The organism is Pseudomonadota bacterium, from assembly GCA_018242545.1.
GTDB lineage: Bacteria > Pseudomonadota > Alphaproteobacteria > 16-39-46 > 16-39-46 > 16-39-46.
Genome location: JAFEBT010000001.1, coordinates 46,338 through 66,831, shown reverse-complemented (window position 1 = coordinate 66,831; position 20,494 = coordinate 46,338). Strand labels below are relative to the sequence as shown.

Sequence of the window (20,494 nt, the reverse complement as noted above, 5' to 3'; positions counted from 1 at the left end):
TCATATCTTACGATATCTGGAGAAAAAAATTAGGAGGTATAATTTTTTTTGCACCAAATATGGAGCCATGCATTTTCTGAACTTGGCGCAACTTGAGATCTTGTATCTGTTTCTTTTTCAGTTGCAATAAGATCAAAGAAAGGATCAAGAAAAGGCTTTATGAGATGTTCATTCATATCGTAAAAGTCCCGTGCTCCAACGGTTCTTTTTTCTCCTCCATATTTGAAAGAAGCATACAAAATTCCGCCTTCTTTTAAAGAGACATGAATTTTTTTGAAAATGGAATTTAAATTTTCATAGGGGATATGCAAGAGTGAAGCATTGGCCCAAACACCGTCAAACATATCTTGAAACATCATGTCTTTAAAATCCATAACAACAACCTCTTGACCTATATGATCTGATGCGAGTTTGGCGAGCTCTTTTGAAGCATCAAGAGCCATTATTTTTAAGTTTTGAGATTTAAAATAAAGAGTATCGCGTCCAGATCCGCATCCAAGATCTAAAATATAAGGCTTAGGAGGCAGGAGGGATAAAAATTTCTGATAAAACGGAAAAAGATCGACATGGACAGTCCGATTAAAAAATTCCTGTGCATTTTCATTATAATAAGGAATAGATGACGTCATGAAGGTTTTCTGTTAAGAAAATTTTACCGCTGTTATTTCATAAAATTTTTTGCTTTTAGGCGTTGCAAATTCTATGCTGTCTCCCTTTTTCTTTCCAATAAGAGCTCTTGCAAGAGGAGACGCAATTGACAATCGGGCTGCTTTAATATCAGACTCATCCGCACCAACGATCTGGTAGGTCACTTTTTCTTCTGTTTCTTCATCAATAAGCGTGACGAAAGCGCCAAACTTCACAATGTCTCCTGAAAGCTTCGAAAGATCAATGACGTCTGCACGTGCAATTTTATCTTCAAGATCTGCAATACGTCCTTCAATGAAGCCTTGTCGTTCGCGTGCAGCATGATACTCCGCGTTTTCAGAAAGATCTCCAAGTTCGCGTGCTTCAGAAATTGCTTGAATCACAGCAGGTCTTTCAATCGTTTTTAGACGTTTTAATTCTTTTTTTAAAACATCGAACCCTGTTGGGGTCATGGGGATTTTTTCCATGTTCGTCTCTTTCAATATCCATAAAAATACATCCCAAAAGCTGTTTCGAGGCGTATCGTGTTTGAAGAAAGGGAAACTTTACGCCAAACTAAAGTTCCTGTAAACAAAAATTCTCAGTGAAAAAGCATTGAATTTCTCTTGTTTTTGAAATGAATTGAAAAAATTATTTTTTAAAAGAGGGAGACTTTTTCAAAAAATAAAACGCAATATTTTTTATTCTTGCTCTAGATGAGATTCTACAAACCATAAATCTTTATCAACGTTTCGCATAATCTCAGTGAGCATATCTGCCGTGATGGTATCTTGAGAAGAAACCAAATCAATATCGTGGCGAACACGTTTTGCAAAATGTGAAAGAGCTTTTGAGACCGCACGAACATGATCGAGAGAGTGGGTAATTGTTAAAGGATATTCTGGAAGGGATGATTTTTGAGCACTGATGCGCACGGTTCCTTCTGCTGAACCTCCTAATTGTTGAATGCGTTCAGCAATAAGATCAACAGCTTCAAGAATATGGCTTGCAACAGAGTCAAAAAGTTCATGAAGTGCTATAAAATCTGAACCACGAACTGTCCAATGGGCTTGTTTGATTTGACTATAGAGATCAAAACTATCGGCAAGTTGATTATTTAAGAGTTTAATAGAATTTTCCCGTGTTTTTAATGAGAGGTCGTTAAAAGTTTTATGCATGATACCCTTCCTTTTTTAGGAATTTTAACACACTATTTTATTTTTTCCAACTCTTCCAATATTGTTTCTTGTTCTTCTTTATCTTTTATTTCCTCAATCTTTTTTTCTTTTTCAGGATTTTTTGTCCCATCTGAAATGCCTTTTAGGGAATGCGTGTCATCTTCAACAGAAAGATTATAAGGAGCCCAATATACTTCATTGACATAAGAATCAGGATTATAGGGCATGACAGGAACGTCAAGACGGGCGAGTGTAAGTTCTCCCATTTCCGAGAGAAGCTCAAAATGAGAGATAAGTTCTTTTACGCGTGCGTCAATAAGGGCAACTTCTGCTTCATAATATTCATCTTCAGCTTTTAGACGGTCGTTAACGGTACGGGCTCCAACTTCTTCTTCCAGCGCCATACCATCTCTTGCAATTTTTTTGAATTTTACGAGTTCTTTAAAGCGGATGATTTGAGATTGTGTGGTTGTTAAAGTATCCATTTTTTGGGAAACAGTTGCTGAAAGCTTATCACGTATAGCTTTGCGTGTAAGACGCTTTTGAGAAGCCTCAAGACGTGCTTTTCGGACTTTTGATTGAGAGTCTCCCGAAATATCCAAGGGAACTTTCACAGATGCTGTTGCAACACCATCATAAACACGACTTCTTTTTGCAAAGCTGTCATTATTTTCGTTTCTTGTAAGCGCAAGTTTTACATCAACAGAAGGACGCATTGATGCAAGAGCAATATCAATATTATTTTTGTAAGAGTCTTCTTCAAATTGACTTTTGATATAATCAGGATTTTGATTCAGAGCAATTTCAAACGCTTCTTCTTTTGTCTTTGGAAGAAAAAGAGGGGCTTCTGGAAATATTAAAAGATCAGGCATTTTACCAACAACACCTACGTATTCAGCTTGTGCAGACTCAAGATCACCCTCTGCTTTTATAAGATTAGATTGAGCCTGTGCAAGGTCTGCTTCTATTTGAGCAAGATCTGTTAAAGTAATATCTTGAAGGTCGAAGCGTGCTTTTCCTTGTTCAAATTCTTTTTTTAAACGTAAAAGATGTTTTTGTGTTTGATCGAGAATAGCTTGATTTCTTAAAACTTCTAAATAAGCTTTAATAACTGCAAGAAGGAGGTCTTGTTCTGTTTTTCTGTATCCTGCGATCGTTGCTTGAACTTCTGCTTTTCTCATTTGAACGTTGGCTTCTGTTGCACCTCCACTATAAACATTTTGAGCAATCTCAAGTCCAGCTCTCGTTCCATCTCTTCTTGTAAATCCTGAATTTCCGGCTAAAGAAGAATGGGCCGTATCTTTATACTCTTGATCAACAGATCCGATGAGTTGAGCTGTAGGGCGCCAACCTGCGTTTGCTTGAGCGAGAAGTTCAGCTGTTGCTTTTGTTCCCGCTTGAGCCGAGGCAAGAGTTGGGTTGGTTTGATAAGCAAGTGCAATTGCTTCTTTTAAAGTCTCTGCAGAAAGACGCTCATAAAAACCTAAGCTTCCAAAGAAGAATAAAAGAAGAGAGAGTCCTGTTTTTAAAGAACGCAAAGAGGATGTAAAAATCATGGAGAAACCTTTTAGACCTTTAACTTTTTATGATTTATGAGAGTTCAAAATAAATCTTAAATTCTATTTTATATAGACATACTTTAAGAAAGGAGGCAAGTAGACAACAGCAGTTCCCGAAGAGAATTCTTTGAGCCTCATAAAAATGTGAGAGTTTTCTAAAAAAGTTTCCGAAATAGAATTGTCGAAATCATGTTCAGAATATAGCTCTTATACTAAGTTAGAAACTAAATTCAGAACTTGTCTTTCACTTTTACATACTGTTTAAAAGGTCCTCTATCGAAGAGAGAGCAGTTTTTTATTATTATTCAGGGCTAACAAAGGTGCATTGCCCTTGAAACTCTGGAGGGACCGATTTTTTTATACATGCATTAAAAAGTTGAGTATATTTCGTTTCGCAACCTTTACGGCAAGCTGCATTTGCCTTATTATTTGTTTTGGTGTTATGACAATCACTTAAGGCTGAGATATAAGAGTGATAGATGGCTCTGCATTTTTGACATGCATTGAGAGCTTGGCATTTATTACATGCCGCTATGTCTTCGTTATTAAAAGCGGTACTTTTTAAGGAAGAGCATAAAATAAGAAAACATACAGCGAGAGTTTGTTTTAACATTATGGTTTTTTTCATGATATCCCCACTTTTTTTGATTATAGGCGATTTTAAATCTACAAGTTAAAAGTTTATTGTCAATATCAAAAATTATATTGCCAGAAATTTTTGGATAAAAAATAAGAGAGGGTTCACATGGGTAGATAAAGTAGATAAGAGAATTTTTTACTTATTTTTAATCTTGCCTCCTAATAACGGACGATTTCAGGATCAATAAGGCAGGCATATTCTTCAATGCCTCCTTTTAAACTTAAACATTTTCTTTGGGCCTGATTAAGAATATAAGCAGCTTTTAGACTTCTTATCCCATGATGACATAATGTAATGAGAAGAGAAGAATTTGGAATTTGAGAAATCTGACTCTCAAGATTTGCAAGAGGAATATGAAGAGCTCCTTTAAAAGGGGCTTTTTCAACTTCCCATAATTCTCGAACATCAATGACGATAAAATCTTCCTTCAATTTTTGGAGGGTTGCGAAATCATCTACTGTAATTTGTAAATTTTTCATAAAAATTCCTTAAAAAGAAAAAGAAGATTTTTTTTTAAATCCAGAAAGAGGCGGCAAAAACCCTTCGAATAAGGCTTGTTCTGAGGAACTGAACTCTGTTTTTTTATAAAGAGTTGCTTTTGTAAGATAAGGTGTTTTCCAAAGCATCGCAATAGCAGAGCCTTTTGTCATTAAAGAATCCAAAAGGTTTTTTGGAAAGAATGGAACAGAGCCCTCAAAAAACAGATGTGTATAAGGTGCATAGAGGGGAGCTCCTTTTTCAAGTGACCCTTGCTTTAAAATGACGGGGTTTGGAGAATATGTATTTAAAGCTTCTTTCATGGCTTCAAGATGCGCGTCAGGAAGCGTGTCTGGAATTAAAGAAACGACGCCCCCTGAAAGTCCAGAAAGAAGGGCAGCAGTGTATCCTGTTACATCTCCTATAACGAGCGTTGAATCAGAATCTTGTGGGTTTAAAGCCTGAATAAGTCGGGCAAGCATAAAAGGAGGCATTATGTAGGTGTCTGAAAGAATTTTAAGAAGGCCATCTGAATAAGCTATAGGATGAAAAGGTGCTGGAAGAAATTTTTCACGCGGAATTGTTTTAAACATATATAAAATACGCTCCTCAGTAACATTATGAGGATAGAGTTGATTTTCAACCATTCTTTTTCTTAAACGGTTAAAGTTGAGGGTATGAAGAAGAGAGAAAGGTTGGTTTTGATGAAAAAGAGGGTACATGACAAAGGGAGCTCAGTATAAGGTTTCTATTCTTTTGTTAATTGTCTTAAAAGAGTTGGCAAGCCCGGGATAATGATCTTTTCTATTGCAAGGGTCGTGGCATGGGGAGAACCTGGAATTGCAAAAATTAAAACATTTTTATAAACACCAGCTGTTGCGCGTGTATCTAAAGAGAGAATCCCAATTTGAGAGGTTAAATGCTTTGTTTGTTCGTACGTAAGAGAGCGAAAAAGTTCCCCAAAGCCGGGAAGGGGTTTCTGAATAAATTGATTAACAGCTTCAATCGTTACATCCTGCGACGAAATCCCTGTTCCTCCAATACATAAAATTACATTGATGGAAGGATCCATTAACATTTGGTTTAAGGCGTCGGTAATCTCTAAATTTTTTATAAGGAGAGAGCTTTTAACTTCGTAACCATTTGTTTTTAAAAGTCTTTCTGCAATGAGATCACTTTGAGCTCTTAAACGATTAGAGGCTGTTATAATGCCAATGACGGCATGAGAAACCCAATTTTTTTTACCTTCTACCCGTTCTTGAAAGAATTTTTGAGGAAGCTCATGGACTGGCGTTGAAGAATTGTTTCCATAAACGAAACTTTTGTGAGCAAAAAGAAGAAAAAAAGCAAAAAACATTAAAAAAGTTTTTATGGAGGCATATGATTTTAGAAAAGAAAATAACATTTATTACACCTCATATTAAAAGATTTATTTTTTATAAAAGTAAGCTTATTTCAATCCTTTTCTCCTTTTATAAAAATCATTGTAAACTTCTCTTTAAAGAGGAGTCAAGGTCCTTAAAAAATTCAAGATTTTAAAGGGTTCCTAAATTTTAGCCCATGCGAATTGATTTTGTGAAGCGTGCAAAATATAAAATTTTATAAACAATCATTTTGCAAGGATATGAAGGAATTTATTATGAAGATTTTTAAAGGGAATTTTTTTTGGGATCTTTTGGCTTTAGGAATTTTTTGCTTGTTTTTTCATCATGTTAGCGCGGACCCATTTTCGGTGGTTGCAGAAAAGGTAAGTCATACAACCAAAGGAATTTTAAAAATAGGTTCAGTTGGATGTGGCCTTGCTGGCGCCCTTCTTATTCTTCAAGCCGTTTTTGGAAAATTTAATTTTAGATGGGGCATCTCTTTCGTAATAGCTTCCATTCTTCTTGCAAGTTTTGAATATGTTATCGGATTTTTGACAGGGAATTAAGCATGGAAAAAAAAGATGCTCAAATTTTAAGTGCTATTTTAAGGCCTACAAGAATTTTAGGAATGATTCCTTCCCTTTTTATGGTTTCGGTTTCTTCTCCATTCTTAGGTGGCGTTCTTGCACATAGTTTTAATCATCCTCCATTATTTTGGGGTTTTGTTTTCCTTATAGGGTGTGTTGGAACATCTCTTTACATAACTTTTTTGGACGAAGATTTTTTGAGGATTAAAAAAGCACGACATCGTTTTAGAAAAACAAAAAACTATATTCCAACTGAACATCAAAAATATACAGCATAAAAGACAAACATATGGAAAAGGTTTTTTTAATAGGATTAGAGATTATACTTTTGAGCTTTCTTTTAGGAGGGCTTGGAATGATATTTATCCCTAAAATATTCAAAACCCTTATTCCTACTTTTAAAGAGACGTATCTTTCAGACTTTTTACCCTTTAATCGCATATTGACTGATAATAAAACGATTCAATGTCGAGATGGAAAATTGTGTCGTATTTTTAAGATAAAAGGCATTGATCTTAATCTGAAAACAGAGGAAGAAAAATCTTTTTTCGTTGCGCGTAAACAATTTTTTTTTGATGTTATGGCAGAAAGAGGTGCAACTTTTAGATTTTTTACAAAGAGAGAACGGTTTCAAATTCAAGATTTTGCAGATTTTGAAAACGAAATTCTTCAAGAAATTCATTATAAATGGAACCAGCAGTTTGAAGCATGTTATCAAACGAAAAATTACTTATTTGTGCAAGCAGCAAATGAGAAGGAAATAGAAGAAGTATCAAAAATTGTCTGTGACTATCTTTCATTTTTTAATCCTCAATTGCTCGAGAATAGTTTTCAAGGAAAAGATTTTTTAGAGAGTCCTCTTTTAAGTTTTTTAAGTGGATTGGTTAATTTTCAAGAGCATAAAATATACCACACGCAGGAAAATATTTCCGAAATTTTAACATGCTCAGAAGTTCTTTTTAATCTTAAGAAAGGGTTAATTGAGCTAAAAGAAGGAGAAAGATCATGTTTTTATAAAGTACTTGGAATTCGAGGGTGGGGTGAATGGGCTGGTTCTGAAATTCTACAGGAAATTCTTTCTCTTTCATTGGAGTTTGAAATATTACATCTTTGTAGAGGACTTAAAAATCTCGATGCTCGAACAACATTAAGATATCGTCTTGCCCAAGAAAACCTTATTTTTAAAAATAACTTTAAAATCAAAGAATTTGAAAATGCAATTGAACATTTAGAGGCCGGGCATCATGCGCTTTATGAGCATCAACTTACTTTTTTTATAAAAGGAACGACGGAAAAACAGCTTGAGCAGAATACTGCTGTGTTGGAAAAAATTTTATTAAATTATGGGATAAAGCCAGTCCATGAAATGGACGCTATTGAATGGTTATGGTTTTCAAAATTTCCAGGATATGATGAAGCTGCGCGTCCTCGAAATTTATTTTCAAATAACCTCGCGACTTTTCTTTTTTTTGATGAAAGTAAAGAAGGCCTGCTCAAATGTGATTGGGGAATGGGTCCTCTTCGTTATTTTAAAACCAGTCAAGGAAACGCGTATGCATTGCAGCTTCATGTCGCAGATCAGAAAGAATCACTTGCTCATAGTTTAACAATTGCTCCAAGCGGCTCCGGAAAAACAACTTTTTTTCAACATTTAATAGGAGGCGCACTTCGTCATAAAAAACTTAAAACTTTTATTTTTGATCGATTTAATGGAATGCGTATTTTTACACAAGCTTTAGGAGGAGATTATATTGATCTTAATTCGAGTCAGGATCTTAAATTGAATCCTTTTCAGTGCGAAGATAGTAATGAAAATAGGTTTTTTTTATCACAATTTATTCTTAAACTTGGGAAATGTCATGATCCGCTGTTCCTTGAAATGGCAGAACGTGCATTAGATATTCTTTTTAGGCTTCCTCTTCAAGATCGCATTTTGAAGAACGTTTTTGAATTTAGTTTTGATACAGGATCAAAATTAAAAGAATCTTTGTTTCTTTGGGCTTGTGGCCAATATAGTTCTTTTCTAAATGGGGATTATGATTGTTTGAATTTTAAGTCATCAAGATTAATCTCTTTTGAGATGACAGAGATTCTTAAGAATCCATATATTTCCAGTGTTCTTGTAGATTATATTTTGCATCGCATCCGAAGCCAAGTGCGCCAAGAGGCATCGGCGCATCTCATTTTTATCGATGAAGCTGCTCCGATGCTGGAAGATTCTTTTTTTTCTCATCAAGTTCAAACATTTTTGAGAGAACACCGTAAGTTGCGTGGCTCGATTAATCTTTGTTTCCAAGATGCTCAGACGCTCTTAAAATTACCGATTTCTGAAACCATCTTGACGCATTGCCCTACGCTTTTTTTATTTCAAAACGTGAATGCAAAAATAGAAGATTATGCTCCTTTTAATCTTACGGACTCTGAATGGCAATTTATTAAAGGTGTTAGTTCTTTTTCAAAACATTTGAAACGTGGGGTTCTTTTAAAAAGATCTCAAGAGTCCCTTTTTATGGACGTAGATATAGAGAATATTGGAAAATATATGAAAATTTATAGATCTGGCACAGAGCCTATTAATTTAATGATATCGTTAAAAGAATTATGGGGAGAAAAATGGATAGATCATTACTTAGAAGCTTATTAAAAAAAAATTTTTTAAAAAATTTATGGGCAGGAAATTTTAAGAAAGGAAGTTACATTATAGGTCTTGTTCTTTTTTTTCCTTTAACATGTAGCGCAGTTTTGAGCGTCTTTGACTCATCAACATATGGATTAACAAATCAACTTTTATCTGTTTTTAGAGAATCTGCTCGTAAAATGAAAGCGATGAACTCTGGTATTGAATCCTTGCAGAATATATTAGGGAAGGGAGAAGCTTTTAATTTTTCTGAAATAGAATCAATGCTCAAAAAAGAAAGACTTTCTCTCCTTCCTTTTTCGGCAGGTGGGAGCTCTTATAAAAAAGATGAAAAAAATTTTGATTTTCTATCTTACCGCAATTTATTTGAAAAATTTTGGGTGGGATCTTTTAAGGGTAAAAAATATATATCAAAAGAATGTCAAGATGAGATTTTAAAATTTCGTGAATCTCATTTTAAAGAATCAATCATAACGGGCTTAGCTTTTGTTGCGCATCAAAGAGAAACATTAAAAAGCGCCTCTTTTGATCTTTCTCTCATTCTAAAAGAAGCAGAATTAGCGACAAATTTAAGATCAGATACAACAACAACAAATAGACTTTTAAGTTTCATAGCCCATGAACTCATTCTAACCCGTGCACTCCTTATTCAACTTTTAGAAACTCAAAACATGAAAGATGGATTTAATCTTCCCATTGTGCTTGAAAAAACTTCTTCCAAGAAAAGGGAGCTTGTGTAATGGAGGGACCCCATTCTTATCGATGTTATATATGCGATATGTTTTCTGCCTTTTATGATTTTGGTATGCAATATGGGCAAAGTATATATAAAGCATTACTTCCCCCTTCACGTATATTATTTACGGCTTATGTGACAGCTTGGGTGGCATGGTATATTGTCTTTAAAGGAATTCTACGAGGAGATTTTCGATTTGGGTATTTTTTGAAAAAAAGTTTGCTTTTTGTTTTTGTGGAAAGTCTTTTACAGGGATCAGATTTTTTTTGGGTTTTTATTCATACTCCCTTTTTAGAACTTATTTCAGCCTTAGCTCAAAAAATTGTAACTTTGGGAAAAATTTCTCCATCCGATCCAACATTCCGGGGAATGCTTTTAACTGTTGATCAATCTTTAAGTAAAACTATTTTTGAGATCTGGAACATCCTCATTGGGGAAGGAGGATGGCTTTCTTGGAAACCAATTCTGGCGGCTTTTATTTTAATTATTCCTTATCTTTTTGTTATTTGTATATTTTTAGCATTTTTATTGGAGTTTATATTTGCATTTCTCATTATTACAGCTATTTGTCCTCTTCTCTATAGTATTATGTGCTTTAAATCTTTGCATTCAATTCTTCTAAATGCTGTACGAATTACATTACATGGAGCTATGACTCTCTTGTTTTCTTCAATTGCTATGGGATTTACAATTGAGATTTTTCATAAGTTTTCTCCCTTAATTCCCATTGGACCGGAAGGTGCTTCAGAAGAGATTTCAGATTTTATATTTTCTTCTCAATATTGGGCTATTTGGATTTTAGGATTTCTATCAGTCTTTTTTCATTTAAAAGCTTCCTATTTTGCAAAACAAATTTCTTGTTTTTCATATCAGGAAGGGCTTTCTTTCCCAATGACTGAAAGTACCTTTTCGCTTTTTGGGAATAATCTCAGAAAATTTTGGTGATTTTTTTAATGTTTCAACGCTGATGTCAGAAAGGAAGAAAATGAAATTACATTTTGTATTTTTAATTATTATGGGATTTACAGCAGGATGCTCAACATCTGAAGAAGAACCCGTCGGTATCGGATCTGATGCAGATTCTTTAAAAAGGTCTGCGTGTCCCTGTGGAACACTTTTTTATCAAAATGGTTTTCTTGTTTGAAAAAGAGAGTTTTTAAAAATGACAATTCAAAAACTCTTAAGGCTTCTAAAAGGCTTTAAATTTCAAAGTTATTCTTCTTTCAATGAAACAACCCTAATAACAGAAGGACGGATTATTGAGACGGGCCATGTATATCGTATGCTTATTTGGGTCGCTCGTTTTTTAGGATTTGGCTTTTTGATGTCCCTTTTTATAAATATTGTTTGTGCTGTTTTAATGATAAATTTATTTCCTCTCAAAACAATCGTTCCCTTTTTTATTACATTAATGCCTAAATCTGAGCAAATTGTCAAAATCGAGCCCATAGAAGACCAAGAAGAAGGATTTGATGTAATGACAGAAAGCCTTGCTCGAAATTATGTTCGTCTGCGAGAAACACTTGATTTTCAAACAGAAGCAGATCGCTGGAAACAAGTTTTTTGGTTTAGTTCTTTTGAAATTTTTGAGAATTTTAAAGCTCTCATGAATAAGGATCAGGGCGGAATTTATGAATCTCGAAAAGAGAAAAAACTCTATCGAGATGTTATCCTTCTTTCAGTCTCGACACTTTCGAAAAATCCTCGAATTGTTCAAGTGGAATGGCAGGGAAAAGATTATCAAGAAGGTGGGGAAATTTATAAAAAAAATTGGGTATCAACTTTAAGCATTACTTATATATCACAAAACGTAAAATTTGAAGATCGATATATGAATCCTCTTGGATTTATTGTTACAGCATATGGCGTTTCTGAAAAAAGTGGTGGGGAAAAAGAGGAATGAGGAAATATATCATGGTAAGTATGATTCTTTTTTCAAAATGTCTTTGGGCTATGGACGGAGAAAAACCCCAAGATTTATTAAAAATTGAAAGAGAGAAAGAAGAAGATTTAGAGGCATTTGTGCGTCCTGAAAGTGTTCCTTTAGAGCAGGCTCAAGAAGCCTGGGCTGCTGCTCCTCCACAGGCAGGTGTTTATAGGGTCGGGTATCAAAAAGATCATGTTGTTCGTGTTAAAACGCGTCCCTTTATGACAACAACGATTTCCTTGCCTAAATGGGAAGAAATTTTAGAGGTTATTTTGGGAGATGATCATTTTTTTTTGGTTGAAAAGAAAGGTCCTTCTTTAATTTCTATTTTAGCAAAAGAAGAAGGGTGTGATACGAGCCTGACTCTTATTGGTAAAACAGGAAACATTTATCCTTTTTATATTCGTTCTTTAGGAATTCACAGTTCTCACGTTCCAGATATCGTTGTTTATATAGAAGTAAAAGGAGGAAGAGAAAGCCCTTTTCAAGAAGTTTTCCTTAAAGAAGCAGAAATAGATTACCTACAACAAGTTCCTTTTTCTTCAGAAAATTTAATCTTCTCCTATAATATGTTCCAAAAAGATTTAGCGTCTCTGGATATTGCGCCAGAAAGAGTCTATTCGGATGGTATATGGACATGGCTTGACTATGGAAAAGCATGGGATGGAAAGCCTTTGCCGGCAATCTATCAACGGATAGATGAGGTTGATACGCCCGTAAATACATGTATAGAGGGATCAAAAATAATTGTTCATGGTCTTCCACCTTTGACGCTTAAAAATGGTCAGAAAGTTATTTGTATTGAAAAAATGGAATCTTAAAAAATGTTTTTTAAACGTGGGTTTCGGTTTTTCCTTTTGGGATTGTCCTGGAGTTGTCTTGAAGGATGCCAAGAAGAAAAAAACAAAACGATTCTTAATCGATTGAATTTTAATTCAGAAATTTCGAGCTTTTTACATAATCTTGATCATATTTCTCTCGATTCAGAAATCTCCTCAATAGACGACGTCGATTCTTTTGAAGAGACAAGTGATATGGAAAAAGAAAATAAAGCAGCTTTTCATGCTCTCCTTGAAGCCCAAAACCATTCACAAAAACCTGAAAAAGAGAGAAAATCTTTGTATTTAAATAAAGTAAGCCGAGAGAGAAAAAATTCTCTTCACCAGCGTTCTGGATTCTCTTTTCTTGAGAGAGAAAATATTTCCGAAGAAAAAGCTTCTTTAATTTTAACGGATTCAAATTATGTTTCGCGCTTAAAAGGTATTGGCGAAGACCTCTCGACATTTCCTGTAAAAGGAGATCGTGTTCTTACGGCAGATCGTTATATTCCTGTTATTTTAGAGAATGCCATTAATAGTCAACTCGGAGGACGGTTTATTGTTATTGTTGAAAGGCATGTTTTTGCAAATGAAGGGCGCAATATCTTATTACCAAAAGGAACGCGTATTATTTGTTCTTATAAATCTCTTGTTAAAGAGGGTGATACGCGTTTGAATGCTGTGTGTGGAAGAGCCATCAGGCCGGATGGGGCAAGTGTTCTTCTAACAGATGCTTATGCGGCCGATCAAATGGCGCGTACAGGACTTATCGGAAAGGTCGATAATCGTATTTGGGAAAAATATAGTTCTTCTTTTATTGTTGCAGGGATTTCAGCCCTTGCAGCTGCGGGGGCTGACACTTCTGAGACATCGCTTGTTCGCCAAGCAGCTGGAAATTTGAGTGTTAATCTTGGAAATATTACAACTGGGCTTCTTAACTCACATATTAATTTAGCTCCCATTGTTAATGTTGCTGCAGGATCGCGCCTTCAGATTATTCCCATGACGGATATTTGGCTGCGTTCACCTATCGAAAACGAAACCTCAATTTCTGAAAGAAATTCCAAATGACTTTAAGAAGTATGTCTTGGAAGAAAAAAGGGGAAAAAAAGATTTTCTTTTTTAGTGTAATTGCGCTTTTTTATTGTGCAGGGATGAAAACAGAGGCTCATTTCCCAATGATCAAAGCTTATTCTTTTGAAAATCAAACGCTTTCATCTCGAGGTGGAAAAATAACCGTACATTTTAGAATAAAAGGGCGAAATGAATCTCAAAGCTATAAAGGAATATTAAAAGGTATTTATAAAAAAGGAAGACAAAAATCGAACTCATCTCGAAAAGAAAAGTTTTTAATTGTGTGGAAGGAGGCACTTGTAAAAAGAGAGCAAAGTTTTTCAAGAAGCATGCAAGTAGAGAAATTGTATTCTGAAGTTAAAAGTTCTTTTATTCCAAGAGGGACAGAACTTGAGGTTAAAGGAGATTTGCATACTTTTTTTCTAAAAATACAAGAGATCTACAAAAAAGATTGGCTTCTTTCCCATAAATCTCCTTCCTTAGAAGATAAAAAGAAAGGTATGTTTTCTGAAAAAATTTCAAGCGTGGAGAAAAGTTTTACGAAAGGAAATTATAATTCTGAAGAAAAGAGATATCTTGGACAAGAAGGCTTCTCTTTGCAGCCTTTTCAAAAAAAGAAAAAGAAACAAAAAAAAGTTAAAGGGTCTTTTTCTGAAAATTCCCTTGGATTTATTCCCGAAAACCTTGAGATCGATATTTTAAAGGAAGGATGCTCTGTCCGTATTGATAAAAAGCAGGAAAGTGCAATCATTCAAACGCGATCTATTATTCGAAAAAATGGAAAAATATATAAGGAGGAGCCTTGTTCTGATTCAAATGAGCGATATCCACTTAAAAAGCATTATGAAGAATGCCCAGATTATATATTAAAAGAGGAAGGACGGGTTCATCCCCAGTATAAGCATTATTGGGTAGACGATAAAGGCGAAGTACATCGCGTGGATGAGATTTGCAAACCCGATGAAGACATCACTTTTGAGATTTTAGAAGAAGAGGACGCATGTGACCTTGACGTCGATCTAAAGAAAATGACAGCGCATCAAATGGCAACCCTTATTTATAAAGATTACCGAAAAAGACGCATTGTTATAGAAGAATGCCGTCCTCATTCAAAAAAAGAAGAGCTGCGTCTCGAAAAGATTTTTTGCGGATATCATCATAATTTTGAAGAGAAAAAATCGATTCCTCAAACGCGTATTGTTACCTTTATAAAAGGTCATGAAAGAAGAATAACACCCTGTCGTGATGATGGTGAAGCTCTTCCACATCAGGGTTCAACTCTGGGATGTCCCCCTATTGTTGATCCTCAATCAGGAAAAAGGTTTGTCCAAGTTCGTGTTATGATTGAATCTCGAGAAGGACCTTTATTTTTGACACGTTGTCGACCTTCTCAAGAATTGGAAGAGACAACAGAAGGCTGTTCCCAAAAATTTGATCATAATTTTGAAACGGGTCAATCAAAGGGATATTCTCGTTTTTTTTATAAGAGCGGAGATCAAAGAATTTTTGTCACAGATTGTGAACCCTCAGAGCATGTGTTTTTACATCACACGCGACTTATCGGATATGTTCATAATGACGAGACGAAATCTTCACAGCCTCAGATAGAAATATATATTGATGTTCCTTATGCCGGTAGTGTTGTCATCAAGAACTCAAAAGAACAGGAGGCTTCTTTACCGTCTATTGCTTACACTCCAGAAGATATACAGGTCTTAGCAGATGAGGAAAATGCCTTTTATGAAGGATGTTTTAAAATTGTTCCGCAACATGAGGTTCAAATATATCGAAGACCAGATGGAACTTTCTTCAAGGAAATTATTGGGAAAGCCCTTCCTGAAAAAAGTAAAAATCTTTGTAAAGTTTATGAAGAGATGCATGAGCATAAATCTTCTTCTTGGTATATGAAATCTGGAAACAGACCAACAGAAGACATTCACTGGCCAAGTGGAAGTTTCGATGGGGAATGGCTTGGATGTGGAGAGGCTCGGCAGAAAGCGCCTTGGGGAAGTTCAGGCCTTCCGTTTTTTCTCTATCATTCATCATTTCTTGAAAAGAGACTTAGAACAGAGCTTCCATCTGGGGACGTCAGTTTTAGCTCTTGGGAGAAGATGTCTCCTGTTCAAAATATTCGAACGCAAATATGTTAAAATCCCTTTTTTTTAAAGAATTTTAGAAAATGACAAGTCTTTTAAAAACGCTTCTTGAGCCTCTGCGTCCTTTTTTAAAGATAAAAAATCTTAAGGAGCTCTCAATTCTTCGTGAAAAAGAGGTAGGACTTGAGATTGAAGGGAAGGGGTATACTTTTGTTGAAGTTCAAGAACTAAACTATGCCTATTGGAAAATGGTATGCCATGTTCTTGCAAATATGAGCGGTCTTATTTTTGATCTTGAGACGCACCCTATTCTTTCAACGTCCTTTCAAGATCCAGAAACAAAGAATTTTCATCGATTTGAAGCGATGTTAGGACCGTTTGTCAAAGACGGAATTTCGATTTCAATTCGGCTTCACCGCACACAAAATAAAACATTTAAAGATTTTGGAATGACAGATTCTCTTATAGAAAAGGTATGTAATTCTGTGCGATGTCAAAAATCAATTTTGATTTCAGGAGGAACAAGTTCAGGAAAAACAACATTTTTAAATTTGTTAGCCCAAGAGATCCCTCTCTCTAAACGGATTTTAACAGTGGAAGATACACGTGAGTTAAATTTGCCGCATAAAAATTGGAAATCTTATCTTGTTCCGCGTGGAGAGGAAAATGGATGCCTTACATATCAGGCAGTTATAGATCATTTTATGCGATCACGTCCCGATATTATTTTAACAGGCGAAGTTTCTATTCGGAATAGCTTTCCGATATTGAGACTTTTAAATACAGGACATAAAGGATTTATGTGTACAATTCATGCAAATTCTCCTAAGCTTGCACTTGCCTCAGCCTTTGAACAAAACTTGAACCTTTCAGGGTATAAGGCGGAAAACGTTTTTGATTTTTTGAAAAAAACAATTGATCTTGTCATTCAAATCGAATCTAGGGACGCGGATAAGAAAAGAATTCAAAGTATTTGGGAACGAGAAGAAAGCACGGTCGGGGTTTAAAAAATAAAATTGCCTTTGGTTTTTTTAATCCAAAGGCAATTAGAATAGATGACGATCTTATTAAAGACCTTTTAAGAACTTTCCTGGTTTGAAACGTGCAACAGAAGATGCAGGGATCTTAATTGCAGCGCCTGTACGTGGATTTCTTCCATTACGTGCTTTGCGGTTAGAAACAGAGAAGCTTCCAAAACCAACAAAAGAAGCAGATTCTTTTTTCTTAAGTGCTTTTGTGATTCCTTCGAAGGTCGCATTTAGAGATTCTTCAGCTTTTGCTTTGCTAAGCCCAGTTTGTTTTGCAATATAGTCAACAAGATCTTTTTTATTCATTTAAAGTTTCCTCCTTATTGTTCATTGTATTGTGAATAATAGTGATCCTTTCATATCTTTTAAAAAGGGTCAAGCAAGATAAACAAGAATTTTTAATTTTAAAAAAAAGGAGAAGTTTTTTAAACTTGTGAACAAGAAAAAACCTTTTTTAAAAAGGGAGACAACTTTTTGAGAAGTAAGAAAAAATTTTCATAAAATATAAAAAGTAATAAAAATTATTATTTAAAAATTAAAAAGATAAATCTATCTCAACTTATTTAATGTAAGACGAATATAGATTTTTTTATTTTGCATGATTCAATTTTAACAAACATCCCCTCTTTTTGAAAGGTAAGACCCTCTTTAAAAATTCTTCAAGGCGCATCGCAGTAAAAATTTTGAGGCTAGAAGTATTGTAACCTTTTTGTTGCCCACTTTTGCTCTCCTTTATTTCCTTGTGTCTGAATAAAAGTGACAATTTCTTTACATTCCGGTTATACTAATAACCAACTCATATAGCGGACTTCGTAAGAATTTTGTTTTTCTGATGATACTTCCTTATCGAGAGAGAGAAATTTTTGTTCTTATGCAAAGTAAATGGGTAAAAGCTATAAACAAGGTTAGTTTGATGTAAGAGATAAGGAAGAATGGTTATAGTTATTAGGTTTTATGTATATTACTAAAGGTCTTGAAAGTAGCCTCATAAATATCTATATAAGAAACTATGAAAGCCTAATATATGCATGAAAGGCTTTAGTATAGAAATTTTCGGATAACGTAGGAATTAAAACCTTTAGCCCATAAAGAAGATCAGAGATTTAGACATATTATTATATTTCTAGTTAAATTTTTTAAAATTTTAGAGGGATATTTTTAAGATTTACATAATTAAACATATTGTAATGAATTATATAGGATTTTAAGACAATGAAATTACGTTTTTATATAAATGTTTTTGCTTTTATTTTTACAATGTTCCCTATCTCTCTTTTTGCTCTGGAGGATCAAGAAAGATATATTGTGGGAAGGCAACCACCGTCTTTTATTGGCCGCATTTCGCGCTCTACTTATGAATTTTTTGTGCAGACTGCTTCTTCTCAATCGACTTGGGGGGTGTTTAATGGAGAGTCTTATTATGATTTGGCTGATATAAAACAAAAAGAACTTTCGAAAATAATTGTGAGAGAAGCCTATGAAGAAGGTCGAAGAAATGTATGGCTTTTAGATATTGGAGCTGGAAATTTTGAATCTTGCGATGCGTGGGCAAGTGACTTTAAAGAAATGGGTGCAACTCTTGAGGGTATGACCATCCATATTGTTGGGATACGAGGAGAGCCTTATAAAGATAAAGCAGTAAAAAGAGACTGGAATTGTAAAATCTATAAATTTGGTCTTTTTATGATTGAAGACTTCGAAGAGGAATTCAGAAAAAGAGGCTTAGGCTCCGTTGAATTTGATTTGACAATCTCACGGTGGACCATGCGGCATCTCTTCAATCCTTTAGGAACATTTATGGCTGCCTTTAATAAAACACGCACAGGTGGTTTTCTTAATATGGATTGGTTTCATTACCTCTATGAGGAAGAAAAACTGGATTCGAGATATGATGTTCCTTTAGTTTCTCGCGGGCATCTTCTTGATGTTCTGATACATCTTAAAGTGCCTTTTATACTTAATCCGAGAAGCGCCAATGCTTTACCTCCTTATCTCGATGCATTTTTAATTCAGAAGGGAAAAGAGAGTCCTTCAGTTTTACCATTAGAATACGTGGGACTGGAAGAATGTGACGCGCGGTATTTTCAGGTGCATGCTGGGTATGTTGTAAAATTTAGGATTTTAGATTCGGATTTTAAGGCCTCTGCTTTAAGAGAATCTTATTCAGCTCATAGGACAAGGTTCTTTGTAAATTCCCCATTTCTTCAATGGCTTCATGCGAATAATTTATTGGTTGACGAAAGTTATTTTAAAGAATTTTGCTTTATGCAAAATGGATTGCTAACGCTATCCTCTATGAAAGATCAAGATACTCAAGAGAAATCGAGAGATTTTGAAAAATTTAGATCACCTAAAAGTCGAGAAGAAAAGGAAAGAAATATTGAAGAAGCAAGAAGGCAGGCCAGGCTCGAAAGACAAAAAAAAGATTTAAGAAGTGGACTACTAGAAAAACTAAAAAAGCAAGATTTTGAAGAAGTTCAGACTTTATTTCATCAAGGAGTAGAAGTAAACAATCCTTGGGATGAGGAAGACAGCTTTCTTGATAGCGCCATTACGGGTTATTTCCCAACAGGAGCTATTACTCTCCTCCTCAACAATGGCGCAAAAATAAAACATCTTTCAAAATCTGAAGCTGTATATACGGCTATACGTACCTCTTCTTCTGAAGATGATATAAAATCTCTTCTAAAAGTACAAGAATATAAACCAAGTAATTTTGACGCTTGTCTTTGGGCCTCTGTAGCTAGAGGCGAAAAGGGATTAATTGACCTTTTTTTGTCTATGGGCGCTAATTTAAATGCTTTTGTTAACTGCCATCCGATTATTTTTGAGGCGTCTTTTGATCCTGTAACATGGAATTTTCTCATTGAAAAAGGAGCCAAGGGTCATCGAGGTGAAGAGCTTGAAAAAAGATAAGTTTTTTCACATAAAATTTATGGACTTATAATTCTCCTTCCTTATCAAAGAGAATTATAAAGCTATTGCGATCCTAACGTCATTACAGATTTCAACTCTTTAATAGACTTGTTGCGTATATCAAATTTGATATTAAAAATAACTGCAGAAATCCAAGAACAAAAATGAGCAGAATCAACTTGTGCAACTGGTCTAATCAAAAATACAAATTCTATTTTTGATAGTCTTCTATAAATAATCTGTATTTTACTATCCAGGTTAAGTCATTTTTATCATCGTCTGTTCCTGCTCTAAAAACATGTGTTAAAGCCTCTATGCGCTCTCACGATGAAAGCCAAGGATTATTGAAAGCTTAGTTTGCTCTCTTAAAAGGGAAAGGATCTAAAAAAGACGCAGAAAATTCTGGCCCTTCCATTTTAATAGCTTTTCTAGGTGATCCCTCTTTGTCGTTTTGTTCTCCAGAGTCCATTCCATAAGAAGGAATTGCGAAAGATCTAAGTACTTGCATAAGAAAAACAGCAAAAAAGAAAAAGAGGCGTTCAAAATATGCTTGAAGTATTGTAATGAATATGAAGTTTCTTGCATAAAATAATACTAAAGATTTATTTATTTTTTAGCAAAAATGCAACACAGTGTGTATAAAAAATTTATTTTTGTAAAGGTCAGTTTTTAAAAAATGTTAACCTGATAAATCTATTGGAAACCTTAGGAAAAATTATAAAAAATTTCAATTAGGTTTTAAAATAAAAAACCATTATGTTGCTTAAAATATTTAATTTTTTCTAAAAGAAACAGAATGATATGTAAAAATAACAGGCTTGACAAAATG

Annotated in this window: 21 protein-coding genes; 12 read left to right on the top strand and 9 right to left on the bottom strand. The window is 34.5% G+C overall.

Annotated features, from left to right (window positions below; translation table 11 throughout):
• Positions 1-29: 29 nt before the first annotated feature.
• From JSS34_00340 to JSS34_00305, 8 genes are all read right to left on the bottom strand, one after another.
• Positions 30-629, bottom strand: a complete 600-nt coding sequence (locus JSS34_00340) for a class I SAM-dependent methyltransferase (protein ID MBS0184797.1) — start codon at positions 627-629, stop codon at positions 30-32.
• Between the two features lie 12 nt (positions 630-641).
• On the bottom strand, positions 642-1,115 hold the full coding sequence (gene greA / locus JSS34_00335; protein ID MBS0184796.1) for a transcription elongation factor GreA: 474 nt from the start codon (positions 1,113-1,115) through the stop codon (positions 642-644).
• A gap of 213 nt (positions 1,116-1,328) precedes the next feature.
• A complete protein-coding gene (gene dps, locus JSS34_00330) occupies positions 1,329-1,805 on the bottom strand; it encodes a DNA starvation/stationary phase protection protein Dps (protein ID MBS0184795.1) in 477 nt (158 codons plus the stop codon).
• A gap of 32 nt (positions 1,806-1,837) precedes the next feature.
• The gene (locus JSS34_00325) at positions 1,838-3,361 is read right to left on the bottom strand and encodes a TolC family protein (protein ID MBS0184794.1); all 1,524 of its coding nucleotides are present in this window, start codon (positions 3,359-3,361) and stop codon (positions 1,838-1,840) included.
• A 304-nt stretch (positions 3,362-3,665) separates the two neighbouring features.
• Entirely contained in the window at positions 3,666-3,992 is a 327-nt protein-coding gene (locus JSS34_00320) for a hypothetical protein (GenBank protein MBS0184793.1), read from the bottom strand.
• Between the two features lie 170 nt (positions 3,993-4,162).
• Positions 4,163-4,483 carry a hypothetical protein gene (locus JSS34_00315; protein ID MBS0184792.1) on the bottom strand — a complete coding sequence of 107 codons (321 nt, stop codon included), beginning with the start codon at positions 4,481-4,483 and terminating at the stop codon, positions 4,163-4,165.
• Between the two features lie 9 nt (positions 4,484-4,492).
• Positions 4,493-5,203 (bottom strand): hypothetical protein, encoded by a 711-nt coding sequence (locus JSS34_00310; GenBank protein MBS0184791.1) that lies wholly within the window; start codon positions 5,201-5,203, stop codon positions 4,493-4,495.
• Between the two features lie 26 nt (positions 5,204-5,229).
• Entirely contained in the window at positions 5,230-5,886 is a 657-nt protein-coding gene (locus JSS34_00305; protein MBS0184790.1) for a hypothetical protein, read from the bottom strand.
• A 234-nt stretch (positions 5,887-6,120) separates the two neighbouring features.
• Here JSS34_00305 and JSS34_00300 point away from each other — a divergent pair, with 234 nt between their 5' ends.
• The 11 genes from JSS34_00300 to tadA are packed head-to-tail and all read left to right on the top strand — an operon-like array spanning position 6,121 to position 16,728.
• Positions 6,121-6,411, top strand: coding sequence for a hypothetical protein (locus JSS34_00300; protein MBS0184789.1), 291 nt, complete (start codon positions 6,121-6,123; stop codon positions 6,409-6,411).
• 2 nt (positions 6,412-6,413) lie between these two features.
• Entirely contained in the window at positions 6,414-6,710 is a 297-nt protein-coding gene (locus JSS34_00295; protein MBS0184788.1) for a hypothetical protein, read from the top strand.
• An 11-nt stretch (positions 6,711-6,721) separates the two neighbouring features.
• Positions 6,722-9,076, top strand: a complete 2,355-nt coding sequence (locus JSS34_00290; protein MBS0184787.1) for a hypothetical protein — start codon at positions 6,722-6,724, stop codon at positions 9,074-9,076.
• Positions 9,046-9,810: a hypothetical protein gene (locus JSS34_00285; GenBank protein ID MBS0184786.1), complete on the top strand. Its 765-nt coding sequence runs from the start codon at positions 9,046-9,048 to the stop codon at positions 9,808-9,810. Before JSS34_00290 ends, JSS34_00285 begins: the two co-directional genes overlap by 31 nt.
• The gene (locus JSS34_00280; protein ID MBS0184785.1) at positions 9,810-10,751 is read left to right on the top strand and encodes a type IV secretion system protein; all 942 of its coding nucleotides are present in this window, start codon (positions 9,810-9,812) and stop codon (positions 10,749-10,751) included. Before JSS34_00285 ends, JSS34_00280 begins: the two co-directional genes overlap by 1 nt.
• A 40-nt stretch (positions 10,752-10,791) precedes the next feature.
• Positions 10,792-10,950 (top strand): hypothetical protein, encoded by a 159-nt coding sequence (locus JSS34_00275; GenBank protein MBS0184784.1) that lies wholly within the window; start codon positions 10,792-10,794, stop codon positions 10,948-10,950.
• An 18-nt stretch (positions 10,951-10,968) separates the two neighbouring features.
• Positions 10,969-11,709 carry a type IV secretion system protein gene (locus JSS34_00270; protein ID MBS0184783.1) on the top strand — a complete coding sequence of 247 codons (741 nt, stop codon included), beginning with the start codon at positions 10,969-10,971 and terminating at the stop codon, positions 11,707-11,709.
• Positions 11,710-11,720: 11 nt separating this feature from the next.
• Positions 11,721-12,554 (top strand): TrbG/VirB9 family P-type conjugative transfer protein, encoded by an 834-nt coding sequence (locus JSS34_00265; protein ID MBS0184782.1) that lies wholly within the window; start codon positions 11,721-11,723, stop codon positions 12,552-12,554.
• Positions 12,555-12,557: 3 nt separating this feature from the next.
• The gene (locus JSS34_00260; protein ID MBS0184781.1) at positions 12,558-13,622 is read left to right on the top strand and encodes a TrbI/VirB10 family protein; all 1,065 of its coding nucleotides are present in this window, start codon (positions 12,558-12,560) and stop codon (positions 13,620-13,622) included.
• Positions 13,619-15,775 (top strand): hypothetical protein, encoded by a 2,157-nt coding sequence (locus JSS34_00255; GenBank protein ID MBS0184780.1) that lies wholly within the window; start codon positions 13,619-13,621, stop codon positions 15,773-15,775. Before JSS34_00260 ends, JSS34_00255 begins: the two co-directional genes overlap by 4 nt.
• Before the next feature lie 29 nt (positions 15,776-15,804).
• Positions 15,805-16,728, top strand: a complete 924-nt coding sequence (gene tadA / locus JSS34_00250; GenBank protein ID MBS0184779.1) for a Flp pilus assembly complex ATPase component TadA — start codon at positions 15,805-15,807, stop codon at positions 16,726-16,728.
• Positions 16,729-16,788: 60 nt separating this feature from the next.
• Here tadA and JSS34_00245 read toward each other — a convergent pair whose 3' ends face one another.
• Entirely contained in the window at positions 16,789-17,055 is a 267-nt protein-coding gene (locus tag JSS34_00245; protein MBS0184778.1) for an HU family DNA-binding protein, read from the bottom strand.
• Positions 17,056-17,961: 906 nt separating this feature from the next.
• On the opposite strand from JSS34_00245, the gene JSS34_00240 reads away from it, so the two are divergent.
• A complete protein-coding gene (locus JSS34_00240; protein MBS0184777.1) occupies positions 17,962-19,665 on the top strand; it encodes a hypothetical protein in 1,704 nt (567 codons plus the stop codon).
• Positions 19,666-20,494 lie beyond the last annotated feature (829 nt).